Here is a 23,833-nt window from a genome sequence, read left to right as displayed (position 1 = left end):
ATCGAACGATTGCCTGGGTCTATGGAACACATCACGCTCCTGATCGGAATCGTGATCGCCACCGCTCTCGTGTTCGACTTCACGAACGGTTTCCACGACACCGCCAACGCAATGGCAACCACCATCTCGACCGGCGCACTCAAACCCAAGACCGCGGTGGCGATGTCCGCCGCGCTCAACCTCGTCGGCGCCTTCCTGTCCGTGGAGGTCGCCAAGACGATCTCCGGCGGCATCGTCGACGAGTCCGCCGGGATCAAGCCGGAGGTGATCTTCGCCGGGCTGGTGGGCGCGATCATCTGGAATCTGCTGACGTGGCTGGCCGGACTGCCGTCCAGTTCCTCGCACGCCCTCTTCGGCGGTCTGATCGGCGCCACCCTCGTCTCCGTCGGCACCCACGGGGTCAACGGCGACGCGGTCGTCACCAAGGTCCTGATACCCGCGCTGGCCGCGCCGCTCGTGGCCGGCCTCGCCTCGACCCTCGCCACCCGACTCACCTACCGGATCGGCCGCAACGCCGATCCGAAGGCCACCTCCCACGGCTACCGGGCCGGGCAGATCGCCTCGGCCGCCCTGGTCTCCCTCGCGCACGGCACCAACGACGCGCAGAAGACCATGGGCGTCATCACCCTCGCGCTCATCACCGGCGGCGTCGTCGCCCCGCACGCCGACCCGCCGCTGTGGGTCATCGTCTCGGCGGGCAGCGCCATAGCGCTGGGCACCTACCTCGGCGGCTGGCGGATCATCCGTACGATCGGCCGCGGCATCACCGACATCGAACCCCAGCAGGGCTTCGCCGCGCAGACCAGCGCCGCGGCGACCATCCTGGCCTCCTCCCACCTCGGCTTCGCGCTGTCCACCACGCAGGTCTGCTCCGGTTCCGTGATGGGCGCGGGGCTGGGCCGCAAGGGCGCGGTGGTGCGCTGGAGCACGGCCGGGCGGATGGTCGCCGCCTGGGCGCTGACACTGCCGGCCGCCGGTCTGGTCGCGGCGGGCGCGGCCCTGCTGGCCGACCAGGGCACGTGGGGCATCGCCACGGTCGCGGTCCTCGGACTCGCGGTGTGCGCGGCGATCCGCGCCGCGTCGCGGCGCAGGCCGGTCACCCACGCCAATGTCAACGACGACCCTGAAACCGGTGCCGCAGGTGCCGCCGTCGTATCGGCCGCGGACATCGAAGCCCAGCTGGAGGCCCGGCTCGACCGTCCCGCCGAGCCGCAGGGCGCGGTCACCGCGGCCATCGCCGCCGTCACCCCGCCGCCTCCGGCCTCCTCCGCGGCCTGACCGCCGCCACGGACCCCAAGGACACCCCATGAACATCGACTGGCATGCCCTCGGCACGGTCTTCACCGTCACCCTTCTGTCCACGATCGGACTGGTCGGCGTCTTCACGCTCGGCATCGTCGGCACGTCCCGGCGCGGGCCCGGTGGCGCGGCCGCGCTCAGCCGGACCGGCGGGTACCTATGTTTCGCCGCGTGTACGGCCGCCGTCGCGTACGGCATCGCGCTGATCGTCTCCTGAACGCTCCCCCGGGCACGGGGGCTTCGGCTCTCCGGGCGCGGGGGCTCCGACGGCGGAGTGTGGACCTCACCACACTCCGTCGTCCCAGGTCAGCGGTGAGTTGACGGGGTATCCCGCACGTGGTGGACTGCCGGGAGCCATACGGCGGCAGGAGAGGAAGTCCGGTGCGAATCCGGCGCGGTCCCGCCACTGTCACCGGGGAGTGCACTCCCAACCCCGTACGTCACGGCCGGGTTTGCCGGTTGGAAGACCGGGAGTGCGTAGATCCGGGAGCCAGGAGACTCTCACCGCCGGTCACGTCGAACCAGGGCGCGGACCCTGAGTGAGGACTTCGTCATGCCCGGCACGCGAGCGCGTCCGTTGTGCGTACGTCTTGGTGTGTTTCCGCTGGGCGCTCGGCCACTGGGCGCCGGGCCGCTCGACGCCTGCCTGCTCGGCGTCTGCCCGCCGTGCGGTGGCGGGCTGAACTGATGCGGGCCGATCGCGAGTTCGCGTACGGCGTCACGCTCGGTTTCCTCGCCGACCTCGTCGCGGGCGACCCCCGCAGGGGCCATCCCGTCGCGGCCTTCGGGCGTGCGGCGGGGGCGCTGGAACGGCGGCTGTGGCGCGACGACCGGGGTACGGGCGCGGTCTTCACCGCGCTGTGCGTCGGCGGGACGGTCGGCGCGGCGGCGCTGGCGCGGCGGGCGGCCGTACGGTCCTCCGCGGCGTCGCTCGCCAATGTCGGGCTCACCGCGGCCGCGACCTGGTCGGTACTGGGCGGTACGTCGCTGGCCCGGGAGGCGCGGGGGATCGCGGCGGCGCTGGAGGCCGGAGACATCGAGGGCGCGCGGGCCCTGCTGCCGCGGCTGTGCGGGCGGGACCCGCAGGCGCTCGACGCGGACGGGATCGCCCGCGCGGTGGTCGAGTCGGTCGCCGAGAACACGTCGGACGCGGTGGTCGGGGCGCTGGTCTGGGGCGGGCTCTGCGGGGTGCCCGGGCTGGTCGGCTTCCGGGCCGTCAACACGCTCGACGCGATGGTCGGGCATCGCTCGGCCCGCTACGCGCGCTTCGGCTGGGCGTCGGCGCGGCTCGACGACGTGGTCGGCTGGCCCGGGGCGCGGCTGACCGCCGCGCTCGCGGTGCTGGCCGGGCCGGCGCCGGGGTGCGCGTGGCGCACATGGCGGCGGGACGGGAAGCGGCATCCGAGCCCCAACGCGGGGCCGGTCGAGGCGGCGTTCGCGGGGGCGCTGCGGGTCCGCCTCGGCGGTGAGCTGGCGTACGGCGGCCGGGTCGAGCACCGGCCCGTCCTCGGCGGGGAGTTCGCGCCCCCGCGCCCGGCGGACATCGCCCGCGCGATCCGCCTCTCCCGCCGCATCAACGCCCTGACCCTCACCACCACCCTCCTGACGTCCGCCGCCCTCCCCAACCCGCCGCGGGCCGCGCGAGCGTCCACATCCCGGCTCCGCGCCACCGCGCCGGACATAGGTGAACGCCTCACCCACGCAACACCCTCAGCCGCGAGCAACGGCGCACCCCCCAACCCGCCGCGACGGCGGGACGCGGGACCAACCGGCCCGGCGGTGCCAAGCCCTCCGCGGGCCGCGCGAGCGTCCACATCCTGGCTCCGCGCCACCACGCCGTACATGGGTGAACGCCACACCCATACACCCCCCATGCCTGGGAGCAACACCGCACCCCTGAACCCGCCGCAACGGCGGGACGCGGAACCAACCGGCCCGGCGGTGCCAAGCCCCGCCCAGCCCACAAGGCCGTCCACACACCGCCGGAACGGCACATCGTGGCTCCGCGCCGCCGCGGCGGACATGGGTGAACGCCTCACCCGTACACGCCTCGGCGCAGCCGCCGCTGCGGCGGAGAAGATCGGGGCCGGCGTGGCCCGGAACCAGAAGGAGAGGGGCCGGTGAGAGGCGTGCTTGTCGCCGGCACCACCTCCGACGCCGGCAAAAGCGTCGTCGTCGCCGGCATCTGCCGCTGGCTCGTCCGCAACGGCATCCGCACGGCCCCCTTCAAGGGCCAGAACATGTCGCTGAACTCCTTCGTGACCCGCGACGGCGCCGAAATCGGCCGCGCCCAGGCCATGCAGGCGCAGGCCGCCCGCGTGGAGCCGTCCGCGCTGATGAACCCCGTCCTGCTCAAACCGGGCAGCGACCGCAGCAGCCAGGTCGTCGTCCTCGGCAAACCCGTCGGCGAGATGAGCGCCAGGGGCTACCACGGCGGCCGCCAGCGGGAGTTGCTGGACACCGTCGTCGGGTGCCTGGAAGAACTCGGTGCCACGTACGACGCCGTGATCTGCGAGGGCGCCGGCAGCCCCGCCGAGATCAATCTGCGCCGTACGGACATCGTCAACATGGCCGTGGCCCGCCGCGCGAACCTGCCCACCCTCGTGGTCGGCGACATCGACCGCGGCGGCGTCTTCGCGTCCTTCTTCGGTACGACGGCGCTGCTCAGCCCGGAGGACCAGGCCCTGATCGCGGGCTACGTCGTGAACAAGTTCCGCGGCGACCCGACGCTCCTCCAGCCCGGCCTGGACATGCTCCGCACGCTGACCGGCCGCCCGACGCTCGGCGTCCTGCCGTACACGCACGGCCTCGGCATCGACGAGGAGGACGGCCTGCGCGTGTCGATGCGCGGCGCCGTACGCGAGTCGACGGTCGCGCAGCCGTACGGCGAGGACCTGCTGCGGGTCGCCGTCGCGGCCGTCCCGCTGATGTCGAACTTCACCGACGTGGACGCGCTCGCCGCCGAACCCGGCGTCGTCGTACGGTTCGTGGACCGCCCGCAGGAGCTGGCCGACGCGGATCTCGTGGTCCTGCCGGGCACCCGCGGCACCGTACGGGCGCTGGAGTGGCTGCGCGAACGGGGCCTCGCGGACGCCGTCGCCCGCCGGGCCGCGGAAGGCCGGCCCGTGCTCGGCATCTGCGGCGGCTTCCAGATGCTCGCCGAACGCATCGACGACGAGATCGAGTCCCGCGCGGGCACGGTCGCGGGCCTCGGCCTGCTGCCCGTACGGATCAGGTTCGCCGCCGCGAAGACGCTGGCCCGCCCGTCGGGTACCGCGTACGGCGAGCCCGTCATCGGCTACGAGATCCACCACGGCGTGGCCGAAGTCCGCGGCGGCGACGAGGAGTTCCTCGACGGCTGCCGCGTCGGCGCGGTCTGGGGCACCCACTGGCACGGCTCGCTGGAGAGCGACGGTTTCCGCCGGGCGTTCCTGCGCGAGGTCGCCGCCGCCGCGGGCCGCCGCTTCGTCCCCGCGCCCGACACGGAGTTCGGCGCGCTGCGTGAAGAACAGCTCGACCTGCTCGGCGATCTGATCGACGAACACCTGGACACCACCGCCCTGTTGCGGCTCATCGAGGACGGCGCGCCCGCCGGACTCCCCTTCCTTGCCCCGGGAGCGCCATGACGACCGTTCTGCTGCTGTCCACCGCGGACACCGACCTGCTCGCGGCCCGCGCGGCGGCCACCGACACGGTCACGTACCGCGTCGGCAACCCGTCCCGGGTCGACGCCGCGCTCGACCTGCCCGCGCTGCTGGACGGCGCGGACCTGGCCGTCGTACGGCTGCTGGGCGGCCGCCGGATCTGGGAGGAGGGGCTGGCGGCGCTGGCCGCCTCCGGTGTCCCGACCGTGCTGCTCGGCGGGGAGTCCGTGCCGGACGCGGAGCTGATGGCGATGTCGTCGGTCCCCGCGGGCATCGTCGCGGAGTCGCTGCGCTACCTGGTCGAGGGCGGCCCGGCGAACCTCACGGAGCTGGCCCGCTTCCTGTCCGACACCGTGCTGATGAGCGGCGAGGGCTTCGAGGCGCCGCGGCGGATGCCGGAGTACGGCCTGCACGGCTCGTACGGGGACCGGCACGTCGACGGCCGGCCGACCGTCGCGGTCCTCTTCTACCGCGCGCACGAACTCTCCGGGAACACCGGCTTCGTGGAGACACTGTGCGACGCGATCGAGGCCAAGGGCGCCAACGCGCTTGCGGTGTACTGCGGTTCCCTCCGTAGCGCGAACGACGGCCTGTACGAACTGCTCGCGCGGGCCGACGCGATCGTGATGACCGTGCTCGCCTCGGGCGGCACCGTCGCCTCGGAGGCGAGCGCGGGCGGCGACGACGAGGCGTGGGACATCGGCGCCCTCGCCGACCTGGACGTGCCGATCCTCCAGGGCCTGTGCCTGACCTCCTCCCGCAAGACCTGGCAGGAGTCGGACGCCGCGCTGTCCCCGATGGACGCGGCGATGCAGGTCGCGATCCCGGAGTTCGACGGCCGGCTGATCACCGTGCCCTTCTCCTTCAAGGAGACCGGCGCGGACGGCGACGTCCCGGTGTACGTCGCCGACCCCGAGCGGGCCGCGCGGGTCGCCGCCATCGCTGTCCGCCACGCGGCGCTGAAGCACAAGCCGAACGCCGACAAGCGCCTCGCCCTGGTCTTCACCGCCTACCCGACCAAGCACTCCCGGGTCGGCAACGCGGTCGGCCTCGACACCCCCGCCTCCGCCGTCCAACTCCTGCACGCCCTGCGGGACGCCGGATATGTCACCGGTGAATACCCCTCGGACGGCGACGAGTTGATCCACCGGCTGATCGCGGCCGGCGGCCACGACGTGGAGTGGCTGACGGAGGAGCAGTTGTCGGCCGCGCCCGCGCGCGTCCCGCTGGCGGACTACCGGAAGTGGTTCGGCACGCTGGACGAGGAGTTGCGCGCCGGCATGCTGGAGCACTGGGGTGAGCCGCCCGGCTCGCTCTACCTCGACGGCGACGACATCGTGCTCGCGTCGCTGCGGTTCGGCAACGTCGTCATCATGATCCAGCCGCCGCGCGGCTTCGGCGAGAACCCGATCGCGATCTACCACGACCCCGACATGCCGCCGTCGCACCACTACATGGCCGCGTACCGCTGGCTGGAGAACACCTTCGGCGCCGACGCGATCGTCCACCTCGGCAAGCACGGCACGATGGAGTGGCTGCCCGGCAAGGGCCTCGGTCTGTCGGCGGGCTGCGCGCCTGACGCGGTGCTCGGTGAACTCCCCCTGGTCTACCCGTTCATCGTCAACGACCCGGGCGAGGGCACGCAGGCCAAGCGGCGCGGCCACGCGACCGTCGTGGACCACCTCGTGCCGCCGATGGCCCGCGCCGACTCGTACGGCGACCTCGCCAAGCTGGAACAACTCCTCGACGAGTACGCCCTGGTGAACGATCTGGACCCGGCCAAGGCCCCGGCGGTCCGCAGCCAGATCTGGACGCTCGTGCGGGCCGCGGAGCTCCACCATGACCTGCACGTGGACGAACAGCCCGACGAGGACGGCTTCGACGACTTCGTGCTGCACGTCGACGGGTGGCTGTGCGAGATCAAGGACGTGCAGATCAGGGACGGGCTGCACATCCTGGGCGGCGGCCCGGTGGGCGAGGCGCGGGTCAACCTCGTGCTCGCGGTGCTGCGTTCGGCCCAGATCTGGGGCGGGGTCGGCAACGCCCTGCCGGGGCTGCGAGCCGCGTTGGCGGCGTCCTTCGGGCTGGTGGAGAAGGAGTTGCTGAGCGAGCCGGGCGCCCGGGTCGCGGTACCGGAGGAGTTGACCGCCCTCGCCGACGGCCCCGCGCGGTCGGCCTCCGACGCGGTCGACCTGCTGGAGACGCTGGCCCGGCGGCTCGCCGAGGCCATGGAGGCGGGCGGCTGGGCCCCCGGTTCTGCGGCCGGGGTCGTGCGGGACGCGCTCGGCGGGCGCGAAGTGCCGGACGCCGTACGGGTGCTGGAGTTCGCCGCGACCGAGGTCGTACCGCGGCTGGCCCGTACCACCGACGAGATCGACCACATCGTCCGGGCGCTGCGCGGCGGTTATGTCCCCGCGGGTCCCTCCGGCTCGCCCACCCGCGGCCTGGTCAACGTCCTGCCGACCGGCCGCAACTTCTACTCTGTCGACCCCAAGGCCATCCCGTCCAGGCTGTCCTGGGACGTCGGCACGGCGCTCGCGGACTCACTGCTGGCCCGCCACCTCGCGGACACCGGCGCCTACCCCAAGTCGGTCGGCCTCACCGTGTGGGGCACGTCCTGCATGCGGACGCAGGGCGACGACATCGCCGAGATCCTGGCGCTGCTGGGCTGCCGGCCGGTGTGGGACGACGCGTCGCGGCGGGTGACGGGCTTCGAGGTGGTGCCGGCCGGGGAGCTGGGCCGTCCCCGGATCGATGTCACCGTACGGATCTCCGGCTTCTTCCGTGACGCCTTCCCGCACGTGGTGGCCCTCCTGGACGACGCGGTACGGGCGGTCGCCGAGCTGGACGAGCCGGCCGAGGCCAACTACGTACGGGCGCACGCCGACGAGGACACCGCCGAGCATGGCGACCGGCGGCGGGCCACGGCCCGGATCTTCGGCTCCAAGCCGGGCGCGTACGGGGCCGGGCTGCTGCCGCTGATCGACGCGCGCAACTGGCGGGACAACGCGGACCTCGCCGAGGTCTACGCGGTGTGGGGCGGGTACGCGTACGGGCGCGGGCTCGACGGCCGGGCCGCCCGGGGCGACATGGAGGCGGCCTTCCGGCGCATCCAGATCGCGGCGAAGAACGTCGACACGCGCGAGCACGACATCGCCGACGCGGACGACTACTTCCAGTACCACGGCGGGATGGTGGCCATGGTCCGTCACCTCACCGGCGCCGCGCCCGAGGCGTACATCGGCGACAGCGCGGCCATGGACCAGGTCAAAACGCGCACGCTCGGCGAGGAGACGCACCGGGTCTTCCGCGCGCGGGTGGTCAACCCGCGCTGGATGGCGGCGATGCGGCGGCACGGCTACAAGGGCGCGTTCGAGATGGCCGCGACCGTCGACTACCTCTTCGGCTACGACGCGACGGCGGGCGTGGTGGACGACTGGATGTACGAGAAGCTGGCCTCGGAGTACGTGTTCGCGCCGGAGAACGCGGAGTTCATGCGCAAGTCCAACCCGTGGGCGCTGCGCGGAATCACCGAACGCCTCCTGGAGGCGGCCGACCGCGGCCTGTGGGCGGAACCGGACGCGGACACGCTGACGCGACTGCGCGAGACGTATCTCGCCCTCGAAGGCGATCTGGAGGGCGAGGGATGACCTCCCCGGTGAGCCCCACGTGCAGGGGGAGCAGAGCAGCAGTTCGGCCAAGTGCTCGTGAAGCAACGGGTCAACCCCATAAGGGCGGGGAGCGGAACACCAGCCTGATCACCATACGTGCGGTTCCTGTCCGCCGTCGGCCCCAGCCACTCGAAGGAGTGATCCGCGCATGACCACGCCCTACCCGTTCACCGCAGTAGTCGGTCAGACCGACCTGAGGCTGGCGCTGCTCCTCAATGCCATGAGCCCTGCGATCGGTGGTGTGCTGGTCCGGGGCGAGAAGGGCACCGCCAAGAGCACGGCCGTGCGGGCCCTGACCGCGCTGCTCCCCGAGGTGACCGTCGTCCCGGGCTGCCGCTTCAGCTGCGACCCGGCCGCGCCGGACCCCGGCTGCCCGGACGGCCCGCACGACCCCTCGGACCACGGCACCGAACGCCCCGCCAGGATGGTCGAGCTGCCCGTCGGGGCCTCCGAGGACCGGCTCGTAGGGGCGCTGGACATCGAGCGCGCCCTGTCCGAGGGCGTGAAGGCGTTCGAGCCGGGCCTGCTCGCGGCAGCCCACCGCGGCATCCTCTACGTGGACGAAGCCAACCTTCTCCATGATCACCTCGTGGACTCCATACTGGACGCGGCCGCGATGGGCGCGAGTTACGTCGAGCGCGAGGGCGTCTCGGTGCGGCACGCGGCCCGCTTCCTGCTCGTCGGCACGATGAACCCCGAAGAGGGCGAGCTGCGCCCGCAGTTGCTGGACCGCTTCGGGCTGACCGTCGAGGTCGCCGCGTCCCGCGAGACCGACGAGCGGGTCGAGGTGGTCCGCCGCAGGCTCGCCTACGACGCCGACCCGGCCGGTTTCGCCGCGCGTTGGGCGCCCGAGGAGCAGGCACTGCGCGAACGTATCGTCGCGGCAAGGGCGTTGCTCCCCGAGGTACGGCTCGGTGACGCCGCGCTGCGGCAGATCGCGGCGACCTGCGCGGCGTTCGAGGTGGACGGCATGCGCGCGGACATCGTGATGGCGCGTACCGCGACCGCGCTGGCCGCGTGGGCGGGCCGTACGGTCGTGCTCGCCGAGGACGTACGGCAGGCCGCGCTGCTGGCCCTCCCCCACCGCAGGCGGCGCAACCCGTTCGACGCGCCCGGTCTCGACGAGGAGAAGCTGGACGAGACGCTGGAGCAGTCGCGCGGCGAGGACGACGACCCGGACCCGGACGGCCCCGACGGCGGCGGGCAGCCGCCCCAGGACGGCGGACCCGAGGACGGCGGCCCGCTGGACCAGCCTCAGGACGGGCCGCTGCCGGACCAGGTGCCCGGAGACGGCACCCCCGCGCAAGAACCCGCCCCCGAACCCGCCCCCGAACCCGCCCCCGAACCCGCGCGCCAGGGCGCCGCCCCCGGCGAGCAGCCGGCCGCGAGCGCGGCGGAACCGTTCAGGATCCGCCCGCTGACCGTCCCCGGTCTGGGCGAGGGCGCGGCGGGCCGGCGCTCGCGGGCCCGTACCGCGCACGGCCGTACAACCGGCGCCCGGCGGCCCCAAGGCGCCCTGACCAAGCTGCACTTGGCGGCGACTGTGCAGGCCGCGGCCCCGTACCAGAAGGCACGCGGGCGGACCGGCCCCGGTCTGGTGGTCCGCAGGGACGATCTGCGGCAGGCGGTCAGGGAGGGCCGGGAGGGCAATCTCGTGCTCTTCCTGGTGGACGCCTCCGGGTCGATGGCGGCCCGGCAGCGGATGAGCGCGGTCAAGGGCGCGGTGCTCTCGCTGCTGCTCGACGCCTATCAGCGGCGGGACAAGGTCGGGCTGATCACCTTCCGCGGCTCGGGCGCCGAACTCGCCCTGCCGCCCACCTCGTCGGTGGACGTGGGCGCGGCACGGCTGGAGAAGCTGCCGACGGGCGGCCGTACGCCGCTGGCCGCGGGCCTGTTGAAGGCCCACGAGGTGCTGCGGGTGGAGCGGCTGCGGGATGCCGCCCGCCGTCCGCTGCTGGTCGTGGTGACCGACGGCCGGGCGACCGGCGGCCCGGAGCCGGTGGCGCTCGCGGCGCGCGCCGCACGGCTGTTGGGCGCGTCCGGGGTCGCCTCGGTGGTCGTGGACTGCGAGTCGGGGCCCGTACGGCTCGGCCTCGCGGGCGCGCTGGCCCGGGAGTTGGACGGGATCGCGGTGACGCTCGACGAGTTGCGGGCGGACACGGTGTCCGCGCTGGTGAAGAACGTACGGAGGGCCGCGTAATGCCACAGGGACAGCCGAGTGCCGTGCCGGACGACGGTCTGACGACCCGTCAGCGGCGCAACCGTCCGCTGACGATCGTGCACACCGGCATCGGCAAGGGGAAGTCGACGGCCGCCTTCGGGCTCGCGCTGCGGGCCTGGAACCAGGGCTGGCCGATCGGGGTGTTCCAGTTCGTGAAGTCCGCCAAGTGGCGGGTGGGCGAGGAGCGGGCGCTGCGGGTGCTGGGCGACTCCGGCGAGGGCGGGACCGTGGCCTGGCACAAGATGGGCGAGGGCTGGTCGTGGGTGCAGCGGGACATCGCGTCGAGCGAGGACGCGGCCCGCGAGGGCTGGGAGCAGGTCAAGCGGGATCTGGCCGCGGAGACCTACCGGCTGTACGTACTGGACGAGTTCGCGTACCCGATGCACTGGGGCTGGGTGGACACCGACGAGGTGGTGGCGGTGCTCCGGGACCGTCCGGGCACCCAGCACGTCGTCATCACCGGGCGGAACGCGCCCGCCGCGCTGCTCGACGCGGCCGATCTGGTGACCGAGATGGCCAAGGTCAAGCACCCCATGGACGCGGGCCAGAAGGGGCAGCGGGGTATCGAGTGGTGAACTCGTCCCCGATCCCCTCCCCGGCCACGTCCGCGACCACGGCCATGAGCGCGGCCTCGGCCGCGTACGCGTCGTCGTCCGCCGCCGTCTCCGCCGTGCCCCGGCTGGTCGTCGCCGCGCCCTCCTCCGGCAGCGGCAAGACCACGCTGGCCACCGGGCTGATGGCCGCGTACGCCGAGCGGGGTCTCGCCGTGTCCCCGCACAAGGTCGGCCCCGACTACATCGACCCCGGCTACCACGCGCTCGCCACCGGGCGCCCCGGGCGGAATCTCGACCCCTTCCTGTGCGGCCCCGAGCGGATCGCGCCGCTCTTCCTGCACGGCGCCGCGGGCTGTGAACTCGCCGTCGTAGAGGGCGTGATGGGCCTGTACGACGGGGCTTCCGGCTACGGCGAGCTGGGTTCGACGGCGCAGGTCGCGAAGGTGCTGCGGGCGCCGGTGGTACTGGTGGTGGACGCGTCCGCGCAGGGGCGGTCGGTGGCCGCGCTGGTGCACGGGTTCCGGTCGTGGGACCCGGAGGTGCGGATCGGCGGCGTGGTGCTCAACCGGGTCGGTTCCGACCGGCACGAGTCGCTGCTGCGCGAGGCGCTGGAGGACGTGGGGGTGCCCGTGCTGGGCGCCCTGCGGCGGGCCGAGGTGCTGGGGGTGCCGTCGCGGCACCTCGGGCTGGTGCCGGTCGCCGAGCGGCGGGCGGAGGCGCTGGAGTGGGTGCGGGCGCTGGCCGAGCGGGTTCGGGCGTCGTGCGACCTCGACGCGCTGCTGGCGCTGGCGCGCAGCGCGCCGCCGCTGCCGGGTGAGGCGTGGGACGCGGCGGCCGAGATCGGTGGGTCGCTCCCCCGGCCTGCTTCGGGCTCTCTCGCGCCGCGGCCCGTCGTGGCCGTCGCGGGCGGCGCCGCGTTCACCTTCGGGTACGCCGAGCACGTCGAGCTGCTGACGGCCGCCGGCGCCGACCCCGTACCCTTCGACCCGCTGACCGACGAAGCGCTCCCCGAGGGCACTTCCGGTGTCGTGATCGGCGGCGGCTTCCCCGAGGTGTACGCGCCCGAACTGTCCGCGAACGGGCCCCTGCGCGGCGCGCTCGCCGCCTTCACCGGGCCGATCGCCGCCGAGTGCGCCGGACTGCTGTACCTGGTACGGGAGTTGGACGGCGCCCCGATGTGCGGCGTACTGGACGCGAAGGCCACGATGACCGGCCGGCTCACCCTGGGCTACCGCGAGGCCGTCGCGCTCGGCGACAACGTCCTGGCCGCGGCCGGCACCCGGCTGCGCGGCCACGAATTCCACCGCACGCGCGTGGAGCCGGGCACGTCCCCGGCCCCCGCGTGGGGCTTTGTCCGCCCCGACCGCCGTACCGAGGGCTTCGTACAGGGCAATCTGCACGCCTCGTACCTGCATGTGCACTGGGCCGCCGAGCCGTCCGTGGCGAGGCGCTTCGTCGAGAGGTGTGCCGCGTGACCGCGAACCCGACCATGCGACTGACCGGGGTCGGTGTCGGCCCCGGCGACCCCGAACTGGTGACGGTGAAGGGCGTCAACGCGCTGCGGGCGGCCGCCGTCGTGGTCGTACCCGTGATGGACACGGGCGAGCGCGGCCGCGCGGAGGCGACCGTGCTGCACTACGTGGACGCGGCGCGGATCGTACGCGTCGTGTTCGCGCTCAACGAGCGCGGCGACCGGGCCCGTCGGGAGGCCGCCTGGGACGCGGCGGGGGCGCGGGTCGCCGAACTCCTGTGCGCGCACGGCACGGTGGCGTTCGCGACGATCGGCGATCCCAACGTCTACTCGACCTTCACCTATCTCGCCCAGACCATCGGCGAGTCGGTCGACGGCGTCAGCGTCGAGACGGTCCCGGGCATCACCGCGATGCAGGAGCTGGCGGCCCGCAGCGGGGCCGTACTCACCGAGGGGACCGAGCCGTTGACGCTCGTGCCGGTGACCGCCGGGGCCGCGGTGCTCAAGCAGGCGCTGGAGGGGCCGGGCACGGTCGTGGCGTACAAGTTCGGCCGGCTGGCCGAGGAGGTCGCGACCGCGCTGCGCGAGACCGGGCGGACCGAGGGCGCGGTGTGGGGCAGCGCGCTGGGGCTGCCGGAGGAGTCGATCCGGCCGGCCGAAGAGCTGCTGGACGGGCCGCTGCCGTATCTGTCGACGCTGATCGCGCCCGCGCGGCGGGACGGCAGGGGAGGAAAGCTGTGAGCGGCGGGAGCGCCCGTACGGGCGGCAAGGTGACGATCGTGGGCGCGGGCCCGGGCGCGGCGGATCTGCTGACGTTCCGAGCGGCGCGGGCCATCGCGGAGGCCGATGTCGTCATCTGGGCGGCCAGCCTGGTACAGGCCGAGGTGCTGACGCACGCCCGCGAGGACGCGGAGATCCTGGACTCGGCGGCGATGTCGCTGGAGGACGTGGTCGCGGTCTACGAGCGGGCGCTGCGCGAGGGCCTGCGGGTGGCGCGTGTCCACTCCGGGGACCCGGCGCTGTGGGGCGGTACGCAGGAGCAGGTCGACCGGTGCGCGGCGCTCGGGATCGAGGTGGAGATCGTGCCGGGCGTCTCGTCCTTCTCGGCGGTCGCGGCCCTGGCGGGACGGGAGTTGACGATTCCGGAGGTCGCGCAGTCGGTGATCCTGACCCGGCTGGGCGGCGGCAAGACGCCGATGCCGCCGGGCGAGGAGGTACGGGAGTTCGCCCGGCACGGCACGACGATGGCGATCTTCCTGTCGGCGGCGCGCTCGGGGCAGTTGTGCGCGGAGCTGCTGGAGGGCGGATACCCCACGGACACGCCCGTGGTGATCGCGCACCAGGTGACCTGGCCGGAGGAACTGCTGCTGCGCTGCACGATCGGGACGCTCGAAGAGACCGTCAAGGCACACAAGTTGTGGAAGCACACGCTGTTCCTGGTCGGGCCCGCGCTGTCCGCGTCCGGAACACGGTCGCATCTGTACCACCCTGGGCACTTCCACGGATTCCGGCGGGCCGATCCGGCGGCGCGGCGCGAACTGCGCGAGGCGCGGGGGCAGTCGGGCGGGCCGGCCGGTGGGTCGGTCGGTGGGCTCTCCGGTGGGTGAGCACGTGATCCGGGTCGTCGGTACGGGCACGGGTGGGCCGTTGCCCGACGCGGTCGGCGCCGAGCTGGTCGTGGGCGCGGCCCGGCATCTGGACCCCGTCGAACTGCCCGTCGGGGCACGGCGGTTGGTGCTCGGCCCGCTCGCGCCCGCGCTGGACGTGATCGCCGCGTACGTAGGCGACGGCCGTCCAGTGCTGGTGCTGGCGTCCGGCGACCCCGGGTTCTTCGGGATCGTACGGGCGCTGGGCGCGCGGTTCGGCGCGGCGGCGCTCGACGTACGGCCGTCGTCGCCCTCGGTCGCGGTCGCCTTCGCGCGGCTCGGGCTGAGCTGGGACGACGCGGTCGTGGTGAGCGCGCACGGGCGCGATCTTCGGACGGCCGTGAACGTGTGCCGGGCGCACCGCAAGGCCGCCGTACTGACCGGACCGGGCGCCGGACCCGCGGAGTTGGGCGCGGCGCTGGCCCGTACCGGGATCGTGCGGACCCTGGTCGTGGCCGCCGGGCTCGGTACGGACGCGGAGTCCGTGGTGCGGGTCTCGCCCGAGGAGGCGGCCGTCCGGGACTGGGGCTCCGGGGTCTCGGTCGTGCTCTGCCTCGACGGGCGCGGCTCTTCGGTGTCCGGCGCGGCCCGTACGGTCGCCGGCCCCCCGGCCGCGCCCGCCGGGTGGGCGCTGCCCGAGGAGGAGTTCGCGCACCGCGACTCGATGGTGACGAAGTTCGAGGTGCGGGCGCTGGTGCTGGCCCGACTCGGGCCGCGCACAGGTGAGTTGGTGTGGGACATCGGGGCGGGTTCCGGCTCCGTGGCCGTGGAGTGCGCCCGGTTCGGCGCGGCGGTCGTGGCCGTCGAGCGGGACGAGGCGGGGGCCGCGCGGGTACGCGCGAACGCGGCGGCGCACGGCGTGGACGTCCAGGTCGTGCACGGTTCCGCGCCCGGCGTGCTCGGTGAACTCCCCGCGCCCGACGCGGTGTTCGTCGGCGGCGGCGGACGCGATCTCGCGCGGATCGTGGCGGGGTGCGCGGAGCGGGTACGGCGGTGCGTCGTCGTGACCCTCGCGGCGGTGGACCGGGTGGCGGAGGTACGAAGCGCCCTGCGGGCGGCGGGACTGGCCGTCGACGGGGTGCTGTTGCAGTCCTCGCGGCTGGCGCCGCTGCCCGGTGAGGTGACGCGGCTGGCGGCCGCGAACCCCGTGTTCGTGCTCTGGGGCGTCCGCCCCGGGGTGACGTCTGTGACGTCGGTGGTACAGGAAGAAGGAGCGGTTTCGTGATCGGGCTCATTTCGGCGACGGCGGCGGGCCGTACGGGCGCGGAGCGGCTGGCCGCCGCGTGGCCCGGGCGGACCCGGCGCTACGAGGGGCCCGTGCGGGAAACACTGCCGGCCGCCTTCGCGGAGTGCGACCAGCTGGTGGTCTTCCTGGCGACGGGGGCGGCGGTGCGGTTGCTGGCGCCTCTGCTCGCGGGGAAGGGGGTCGACCCCGGGGTCGTGACCGTGGACGAGACGCATCGGCACGCGGTCGCGCTGCTGGGCGGGCACGGGGGTGGCGCGAACGCGCTCGCGGAGGAGGTCTCGGCGGTGCTCGGGGCCGCGGCCGTCATCACGACCGCGACGGATTCGGTGGGGGTGGGGGCGCTCGACCTGCTCCCCTATCCGGTGGAGGGGGCGGTGGCGGCGGTGACCCGCGCGATGGTCGACGGCTCCGCCGTCGCTCTCCACGCGGACGCCACGTGGCCTCTCCCCCCACTCCCCGCCTGCGGCGCGCCCACAACCGGGCCAACGCCGCCCCCCGCCGGCCCCGCGGCCGCGGACACCCACCCCCATCCGTCCGACACCGGCACGGCACCGCCGGACGCGGCGGAAAGTGGGGGAACGCCGACCCCCCACGAGCCCCGGCCTGACGCCGGCCCCGCAGACGCGCACACCCAGCCGGCTGATGCCGGCACGGCACCGCCGGACAGCGCCGTCCCGCTTCCGCCGGACGCGGCGGGAAGTGGGGGGACGGCGGACCCCGACGAGGCCCGGCCTGCCACCGCCCGTACGGGCGCAACCGAGGCTGGCGCCAGCCCCGCAGAGGCGGGCGCGCACGCGCGCACCCGACCGGCCGACGCCAGCACGGCACCGCCGAGCAGCAGCGATTCGCTTCCGCCGGACGCGGCGGGAAGTGGGGGAACGCCGGCCCCCGACGGGCCCCGGCCTGCCACCGCCCGTACGGGCGCAACCGAGCCTGCCGCCGGCCCCGCAGACGCAGGCGCGCACGCGCACAACCGACCGGCCAGTGCCGGCACGGCACCGCCGGACAGCGCCGTCCCGTACCCGCCGGACGCGGCGAGCGTCGGGGGGACGGCGACCCCCGACGAGGTCCCGGACGGGTATGTCGTGTGGGTGACGGACCGGGTTGTCGGCGGGGGCGGGGAGGGGGATGGCGAACCGCGGAGGATCGTGTTCGTGCGGCCGCCGTCGCTTGTCGTCGGGGTCGGTGCCAGTCGCGGTGTCGGCCGGGACGAAGTGCTCGCGCTCGTCGCGGAGGGCCTTGACGCCGGGGGCCTGGCGCCGGCGAGTCTCACCGCGTTGGCGACCGTTGACGCCAAGGCGGACGAGGCCGGGATCGTGGCGGCCGCCGCCCATCTCGGCGTACCCCTGCTGACGTACCCGGCCACCGCCCTCGCGGAGGTGGCCGTACCCAACCCCTCGCCCGCCCCGCTCGCAGCGGTCGGCACCCCCTCCGTCGCCGAGGCCGCCGCCCTCCTCGCCGCGGGCCCCGGCGCCGAACTCGCCGTGCAGAAGCGGAAGTCCGCGATGGCCACCGTGGCCGTCGCCCGCAGAAGGCCGCGCGGCCGGCTCGCCGTCGTGGGGCTCGGGCCCGGCGCCCGGGACCTGGTCACCCCGCGCGCCGTCACCGAACTGCGGCGCGCCTCCGTCGTCGTCGGCCTCGACCAGTACGTCGACCAGATCCGCGACCTGCTCCGCCCGGGCACCCGTGTGCTGGAATCGGGCCTGGGCGCCGAGGAGGAGCGGGCCCGTACCGCTGTCGCGCAGGCCCGCGCCGGGCACGCCGTCGCGCTGATCGGCAGCGGCGACGCGGGCGTGTACGCCATGGCCTCCCCCGCGCTCGCGGAGGCCGCCGACGACATCGACGTGATCGGCGTACCCGGCGTGACCGCCGCGCTCGCCGCCGCCGCGCTGCTGGGCGCGCCGCTCGGCCACGACCACGTGTCGATCAGCCTGTCCGACCTGCACACGCCGTGGGACGTGATCGAGCGCCGGGTGCGGGCGGCGGCCGAATCCGACCTGGTCGTGACGTTCTACAACCCGCGCAGCCGCGGCCGCGACTGGCAGCTCCCGAAGGCCCTGTCGATCCTGGCCGAGCACCGGGCGCCGTCGACCCCGGTCGGCGTCGTACGCGCGGCCTCCCGTCCGGACGAACACGTCCAGCTGACGACGCTGGCCACGCTCGACCCGGCGACCGTCGACATGGTGACCGTCGTGACCGTCGGCAACACCGCCACCCGCGACGTATCGGGCCGCATGGTCACCCCGCGCGGCTACCGCTGGCAGACGAGCGACCGAGGAGCCGCCCAGTGAACCGCACGGTCCACCCCATCGAGCAGGAGTCCTTCCGCATCCTGCGCTCGCGTCTGGACACCAGCGCGCTGCCGCCACTGCGGCGGGCCGTACTGGAACGGGTGATCCACTCCAGCGCGGATCTGGGCTACGCCACAGACCTCGTGGCGGACGAGGACGAACTGCTCGCCGCCCACGAGGCGTTGCACGCGGGCGCCCCGGTCGTCGCGGACGTCGAGATGGTCGCCGCCGGGATCACCGGCCGCCGCGCGCTGTGTCGGCTGGCCGACGCCAAGGCCGCGCCCGGGCTGACCCGCAGCGCGCACGCCGTCCGGCTGGCTTACGCCGAAGTCGGCCCGGGCGCGGTGTGGGTGATCGGCTGCGCGCCGACCGCGCTGGAGGAACTGATCGCCCTGGACGCCTCCCCCGCGCTCGTCATCGGCCTGCCGGTGGGCTTCGTGGGGGCCGCGGAGAGCAAGGCGCACCTGCGGGCGTCGGGGCTGCCCGCGGTGAGCAACGTCTCGGAGAAGGGCGGCTCCGCGGTGGCCGCCGCCGCGTTCAACGCCCTGCTGTACACACCGGCGCCACACACTCGGGCGCCGCTCACCCCCGCGCCCGACGAGCCGACGCCGCACACCCCCGCGCCGCCGCACACACCGGAACCGCACGCACCGGCACCGCACGCACCGGCACCGCACACCCCCGCGAAGGAGAACCACCAGTGAATCCCCCCGCCCTGCTGCTCGTCGGTCACGGGACCCGTGACGACGCGGGAGCCGAGGCCTTCCGCTCGTTCGTCGCCCAACTCGCCTCGATGGACCCCGCGTTGCCCGTGGGCGGCGGATTCATCGAGCTGTCCGCGCCGCCGCTCGCGGACTCCGTGGCCGCACTGGTCGGCACCGGCATACGGAACTTCGCCGCCGTGCCGCTGGTGCTGGTCTCGGCCGGGCACGCCAAGGGCGACATCCCGGCGGCGCTGGCCCGCGAGGAGCACCGCCACCCGGGCACGTCGTACGCGTACGGCCGCCCGCTGGGCCCGCATCCGGCCCTGCTGACCGTGCTGGAGCGGCGGGTGGACGAGGCGCTGGCGGGCGCGGACCGCGCGGACACCACCGTGCTGCTGGTCGGCCGGGGTTCGACCGACCCGGACGCGAACGCCGAGGTGTTCAAGGTCGCCCGACTGCTGTGGGAGGGCCGGGGATACGCGGGCGTGGAGACCGCGTTCGTCTCGCTCGCCGAGCCCTCGGTGCCGGCCGGCCTGGACCGCTGCCTGCGGCTGGGCGCCGGGGTCCCCCGTGCCGGCGGCCGGGGGAGGATCGTCGTCCTGCCGTACTTCCTGTTCACCGGCGTGCTGCCGGACCGGGTACGGGACCAGACGCGGGAATGGGCGGACGCACACGCGGAGTTGGACGTGCGGTGCGCCGATGTGATCGGCCCGGAGCCGGAGTTGGCCGAGCTGGTCATGGAGCGCTACCGCGAGACGATCGAGGGCGATCTGCGGATGAACTGCGACTCGTGCCTGTACCGGGTCAAGCTGCCCGGATTCGAGGACCGCGTGGGCCTGCCCCAGCAGCCGCACCACCACCCCGACGACCCCGCCCACACGCACGGAGAGCACGGCCACGCCCACACTCACCACAACAACGGCCATCACCATGCCCACGCGAGCTGAGGCCACGGGCGGCTACGACCTGCACCACCACGGCGACGCGGAAGTCGGCGACGGCCTGATCGACCTGGCCGTCAACGTCCGTGACAGCACGCCCCCTTCGTGGCTGCGCGAGCGGATCGCCGCCTCCCTGACCGGACTCGCCGCCTACCCGGACGGCCGCGCTGCCCGCCACGCGGTGGCCGTACGGCACGGGAGGCCGGACCGGGAGGTGCTGCTGACGGCGGGCGCCGCCGAGGCGTTCGTGCTGCTCGCCCGGGCGCTCGCACCACGCCACGCGGTGGTGGTGCACCCGCAGTTCACCGAGCCGGAGGCGGCCCTGCGCGCCGCCGGGCACGCGGTGGAACGCGTCGTGCTCTCCGCGGCGAACGGCTTCCGGCTGGACCCGGACGCCGTGCCGACCGACGCGGACCTGGTGGTCGTCGGCAATCCGACGAACCCCACCTCGGTACTCCATCCGGCCGCCCTCGTACGGCGGTTGGCGCGTCCCGGGCGGACGCTGGTGGTCGACGAGGCGTTCATGGACGCGGTGCCGGGCGAGCGCGAGACGCTGGCCGAGGGCGGCGTGCCCGGCCTCGTGGTGCTGCGCAGCCTCACCAAGACCTGGGGGCTTGCCGGACTGCGGATCGGATACGTGCTCGGGGAGCCGGAGTTGATCGCCGCGCTGGAGCGCGCGCAGCCGTTGTGGGCGGTCTCGACGCCCGCGCTGGCGGCGGCCCGGGCGTGCGTGGAGCCGCAGGCGCTGGCGGAGGCGGCGGAGGCGGCCCGTACGGTGACCGCGGACCGGGCGTATCTCGTGGACCGGCTGCTGGACTTCCCCGGTCTGACGGTCGCGGGCGACACCCCCGCGGGTCCCTTCGTCCTGCTGCGGCTGCCGGGCGCGGCCGATGTGCGGACGCGGCTGCGGGAGTTGGGCTACGCGGTGCGCCGGGCCGACACCTTCCCCGGGCTCGGCCCCGACTGGCTGCGGATCGCGGTGCGCGACCGCCGTACGACCGACGGTTTCGTCAACGCGCTGGCGACCGCTACGGCTTGACGCCCAGCGCGGTGAGGTCGACGCCGCCGAGCACCTGGTGCTCGTAGACGTTGGTGAGCCGGGGGCCGCGGTAGAGCAGGTGCCGGTCGTAGACGAGCGGGACCATCGTGGCGTCGGCCATCACGGAGGCGTCGATCTTCTTCCACGCGGTGGCGGCCTCGGCCGGGTCGGTGAGCCGGTCGGCGGCCTCGACCATGTCGTTGACGGTGCTGTCGTCCAGCCCGGCGTAGTTGTTGGCGCCGCCGGGCTGGATCAGGGAGCGCATGAAGCCGCCGCCGGTGGGCCAGTCCGCGGCCCACGCGGTCAGGATGATGCCCCAGCCCTTGGACTTGAGCTTGTCGGGCGACAGCAGGGTGTCGTAGAAGGTGGTGGACTGCTCGGTGACGATCCTGGCGTCCACGCCGATGGCCTTGAGCGAGGTGATGATCGCCTGGAGGGTGTCGTCCAGCCGCGCCACGCCCTTGACGCCTGCCAGTGTCACCGTGAAGCCATTGGGCTTGCCGCACATGCCGAGGTACTTCTTCGCCTCGTCGGGGTAGGGCTGACCGTCGGGCCGGATGAAGGGGGTGGCCTTGGGGTCGTAGCCGTCGCTGGTGGGCGGCAGCAGCGTGGTGGCCACGTCGCCGCCCTCGTACTGGCCGCCGAGCGCCGCCCGTACCGTCGCCCGGTCGACCGCGTACTCCACCGCCCAGCGGCAGTTGGTGTTGTCGAAGGGCTTCACATCGGTCCGCAGGCTCAGGAAGCGGGTGGAACCGCTGTACGCGGGGTCGGTGTTGGCCTTCAACGACGCGGAGTTGAGAATCCTCGTCTCGGTCTGGTCGCTGAGGGTCACCATGTCGAGGTCGAGGTCGGCGCCCCCGTCGAGCAGGGCCGCCTCCACCTCGTCCTGGGTGTTGTATGTCTTGACGTCGATCGTGTCGGGCAGCGCCGAGTGGACGGCGTCGGTGGACTGCTGCCACGCGGTGTTGCGGACCAGGTGCAGCGCCTTGCCTTGCTGGTAACTGCCCACCTTGTAGGGGCCGCTGGCGTACGGGTGCTTCTCGTAGTCCTTGCCGTCGCCGAGGTCGGCCCGGCGCGGGACGGGCGCGCCCACCGACAGCGCGAGGGCGTAGCGGAAGTCGGCGTAGGGCTTGGCGAGGGTGAAGACGACGGTCGAGTCGTCGGGCGTGGCCACGGACCTCAGGCCCAGCTTGTCGGGGTCACTGTCCTCGTAGGGGCCGGGGTAGTGCTGGCCCTGGTCGAGCAGGTCCACGAAGTACGAGGGGCCGGTGAAGAGTTGGCGGTCGAAGGTGCGCTCGATGCCGTACTTGATGTCCTTGGAGGTGATCGCCGAGCCGTCCTCGAAGGCGACCCCCGCCTTGAGGTGGAAGGTCCAGGTCAGACCGTCCGAGCTGACCTGGCCGGTGTCGGTGGCCAGGTCGGGGACGAGCTTGCGGCCGTCGGCGCCGGGCGCGGGCGCGTAGTCCACCAGCTTGCGCAGAATGAGCCGTTGGAGATTCCAGGCCGCCTGGGTGTAGGTGGCGGCCGGGTCGAGCATGTTGTCGTCCAGGTAGGAGGAGGCCAGCCGCAGGGTGCCGCCCTTCTTCGACGACGGGCGGATGACCGCGTCGACGCCGCCGCCGTAGCCGCTGCCCTCCTTGCCGCCGTGCAGTGTGAGCGCGGCCTGGTCCCGGACGGGGGCCGTGCCGGTGCGGGTGGGGCCGGGCGTCGGATCGGCGGGGTGGCCGCTGGGCAACTGGGAGAGGACCACCCCGGTGACCGTGCCCGCGACGGCCAGCCCGGCGGCCGCGAGTATCCAGCCGCGGCGGTTGCGGCCCTTGCGCGTACGGCTGTTGAGCGGCGGCGGGGTGCTGGGGAAGTACGGCGGCGGCTGCGGGACTTGGGGCGCGCGCGAGTACGCGGGGTGCTCGGCCGGCGGGACGCCCGCGCCGACGGCCGGCCGTGGGAAGGGCACGTAGGGGCCGGGCGGGGGCTGCGGCGACCGGGCCGGTAGGGACGGGAGCGGGGAGCCGACGCCGAAGGTGGCCCGCGGGTCGTTCGCGGGCGGCGGGGTCGCCCGCGGAGGGGTCGAGGGTGGGGTCGACGGCGGCGGGGTCGACGGCTGGGGCACGGGAGGCCGCGCGTACGGGTCGCGCAGCGGTACGGTCGCCGGGCCGGTCACGGTGTCCGAGCGGGCGGCGGTGAGCCACGCCCACAACTGGGCCCGGTAGACGCCCGCGTCGGCGGGCCGCCGGGCGGGGTCCTTGGCCAGGGCGGAGAGCACCAGCGCGTCGAGTTCGCCGGTCACCCGCGGGTTGCGGCTGGAGGGGGCGGGCGGCGCGGTGTGCACCTGGCGGTACATCAGATTGAGCGGGTTGCCGTCCACGAACGGCGGTTTGCCGGTGAGCAGTTCGGTGAGCACGCAGCCGACCGCGTACACATCGCTGCGGGCGTCGACATCGGCGCCGTTGATCTGCTCCGGCGACATGTAGCTGGGGGTGCCGATGGAGGAGCCCGTGGCGGTCAGCCGGGTGTCGACGTCCAGGACGCGGGCGATGCCGAAGTCGGCGACCTTGACGGCGCCTTCGTCGGTGACCATCACGTTCGCGGGCTTCACATCGCGGTGGACCGTGCCGTGCGCGTGCGCGTGGGCCAGGGCGTCCAGGATGTCGCAGATGATGCGTACCGCCCGCTCGGGCTCTAACGGAGCCTGCTCGCGGACGAGTTGGGCCAGCGTTCCGCCGCGTACGTACTCCATGACGAGATACGGCACCACGGTGTCGCCGTCGTGGACCTCGTCCTGGTCGTGGACGGTGACGATGCCGGGGTGGTTGAGGACGCCTGCGGCGTGCGCCTCACGGGCGAACCTGCGGCGGGCGTCGGGGTCCTGGGCCAGTTCGGGTATCAGCGTCTTGATGGCGACGATCCGGCCCATCCGGGTGTCACGGGCCCGGTGCACCCGGGCCATTCCACCGGAACCGAGCAACTCCGCGAGTTCGTACCTGCCCGCGAAAAGCCCGTCACCCATGCCAGCCCCGCCCTTTTGCCCCAGCACGTGTGTCTCATCCCCCAGCGCCGAGCTGAGAAAGACGTCCGTCCTGCCCGTGTCAGCCGTAGTTGCTGCCGT

The 23,833-nt window shown here is 74.0% G+C and carries 15 protein-coding genes, 1 pseudogene and 1 riboswitch; of the genes and pseudogenes, 15 read left to right on the top strand and 1 reads right to left on the bottom strand.

Annotation, left to right across the window (positions count from 1 at the left end; all coding sequences use genetic code 11):
• Nucleotides 1-21: 21 nt before the first annotated feature.
• The 15 genes and pseudogenes from OHA30_RS28615 to cobC all read left to right on the top strand — a co-directional run bounded on the left by OHA30_RS28615 (nt 22) and on the right by cobC (nt 20,727).
• Nucleotides 22-1,278, top strand: coding sequence for an inorganic phosphate transporter (locus OHA30_RS28615; RefSeq protein ID WP_328916758.1), 1,257 nt, complete (start codon nt 22-24; stop codon nt 1,276-1,278).
• 28 nt (nt 1,279-1,306) lie between these two features.
• Nucleotides 1,307-1,516 (top strand): hypothetical protein, encoded by a 210-nt coding sequence (locus OHA30_RS28610; protein ID WP_328916757.1) that lies wholly within the window; start codon nt 1,307-1,309, stop codon nt 1,514-1,516.
• Nucleotides 1,517-1,622: 106 nt separating this feature from the next.
• Nucleotides 1,623-1,819, top strand: a riboswitch (cobalamin riboswitch).
• 167 nt (nt 1,820-1,986) lie between these two features.
• A pseudogene (locus OHA30_RS28605) lies at nt 1,987-2,973 on the top strand (cobalamin biosynthesis protein); the annotation flags it as partial.
• A gap of 446 nt (nt 2,974-3,419) precedes the next feature.
• Nucleotides 3,420-4,925 carry a cobyric acid synthase gene (locus tag OHA30_RS28600; protein ID WP_328916756.1) on the top strand — a complete coding sequence of 502 codons (1,506 nt, stop codon included), beginning with the start codon at nt 3,420-3,422 and terminating at the stop codon, nt 4,923-4,925.
• Nucleotides 4,922-8,593 (top strand): cobaltochelatase subunit CobN, encoded by a 3,672-nt coding sequence (gene cobN, locus OHA30_RS28595; RefSeq protein WP_328916755.1) that lies wholly within the window; start codon nt 4,922-4,924, stop codon nt 8,591-8,593. The genes OHA30_RS28600 and cobN overlap by 4 nt, the downstream gene beginning before the upstream one ends.
• Nucleotides 8,594-8,762: 169 nt before the next feature.
• A complete protein-coding gene (locus OHA30_RS28590; protein ID WP_328916754.1) occupies nt 8,763-10,814 on the top strand; it encodes a putative cobaltochelatase in 2,052 nt (683 codons plus the stop codon).
• Entirely contained in the window at nt 10,814-11,410 is a 597-nt protein-coding gene (gene cobO / locus OHA30_RS28585; protein ID WP_328916753.1) for a cob(I)yrinic acid a,c-diamide adenosyltransferase, read from the top strand. Before OHA30_RS28590 ends, cobO begins: the two co-directional genes overlap by 1 nt.
• 44 nt (nt 11,411-11,454) lie before the next feature.
• Nucleotides 11,455-12,864 carry a cobyrinate a,c-diamide synthase gene (locus OHA30_RS28580; protein ID WP_328918034.1) on the top strand — a complete coding sequence of 470 codons (1,410 nt, stop codon included), beginning with the start codon at nt 11,455-11,457 and terminating at the stop codon, nt 12,862-12,864.
• Between the two features lie 14 nt (nt 12,865-12,878).
• Nucleotides 12,879-13,601, top strand: coding sequence for a precorrin-2 C(20)-methyltransferase (gene cobI / locus OHA30_RS28575; RefSeq protein WP_328918033.1), 723 nt, complete (start codon nt 12,879-12,881; stop codon nt 13,599-13,601).
• Complete coding sequence (gene cobM, locus OHA30_RS28570) at nt 13,598-14,467, top strand: precorrin-4 C(11)-methyltransferase (RefSeq protein ID WP_328916752.1); 870 nt, start codon at nt 13,598-13,600, stop codon at nt 14,465-14,467. Before cobI ends, cobM begins: the two co-directional genes overlap by 4 nt.
• Before the next feature lie 4 nt (nt 14,468-14,471).
• Nucleotides 14,472-15,731 carry a precorrin-6y C5,15-methyltransferase (decarboxylating) subunit CbiE gene (cbiE, locus tag OHA30_RS28565; RefSeq protein ID WP_328918032.1) on the top strand — a complete coding sequence of 420 codons (1,260 nt, stop codon included), beginning with the start codon at nt 14,472-14,474 and terminating at the stop codon, nt 15,729-15,731.
• Nucleotides 15,728-18,043 (top strand): precorrin-3B C(17)-methyltransferase, encoded by a 2,316-nt coding sequence (gene cobJ, locus OHA30_RS28560; protein ID WP_328916751.1) that lies wholly within the window; start codon nt 15,728-15,730, stop codon nt 18,041-18,043. Before cbiE ends, cobJ begins: the two co-directional genes overlap by 4 nt.
• A complete protein-coding gene (locus OHA30_RS28555) occupies nt 18,040-18,747 on the top strand; it encodes a precorrin-8X methylmutase (protein WP_328916750.1) in 708 nt (235 codons plus the stop codon). The genes cobJ and OHA30_RS28555 overlap by 4 nt, the downstream gene beginning before the upstream one ends.
• Nucleotides 18,744-19,694 (top strand): sirohydrochlorin chelatase, encoded by a 951-nt coding sequence (locus OHA30_RS28550; protein WP_328916749.1) that lies wholly within the window; start codon nt 18,744-18,746, stop codon nt 19,692-19,694. The genes OHA30_RS28555 and OHA30_RS28550 overlap by 4 nt, the downstream gene beginning before the upstream one ends.
• Entirely contained in the window at nt 19,678-20,727 is a 1,050-nt protein-coding gene (cobC, locus tag OHA30_RS28545; protein ID WP_328916748.1) for an Rv2231c family pyridoxal phosphate-dependent protein CobC, read from the top strand. Before OHA30_RS28550 ends, cobC begins: the two co-directional genes overlap by 17 nt.
• On the opposite strand, the gene OHA30_RS28540 is transcribed toward cobC, so the two are convergent.
• Nucleotides 20,717-23,734, bottom strand: a complete 3,018-nt coding sequence (locus tag OHA30_RS28540; RefSeq protein WP_328916747.1) for an ABC transporter substrate-binding protein — start codon at nt 23,732-23,734, stop codon at nt 20,717-20,719. The two genes, cobC and OHA30_RS28540, sit on opposite strands and share 11 nt — an antisense overlap.
• Nucleotides 23,735-23,833 lie beyond the last annotated feature (99 nt).

The sequence above is a fragment of the Streptomyces sp. NBC_00223 genome (assembly GCF_036199905.1).
Classification (GTDB): Bacteria; Actinomycetota; Actinomycetes; order Streptomycetales; family Streptomycetaceae; genus Actinacidiphila.
The sequence above is the reverse complement of the archived record's forward strand: the minus strand, read 5'-3'. Positions and strand labels throughout refer to the sequence as shown.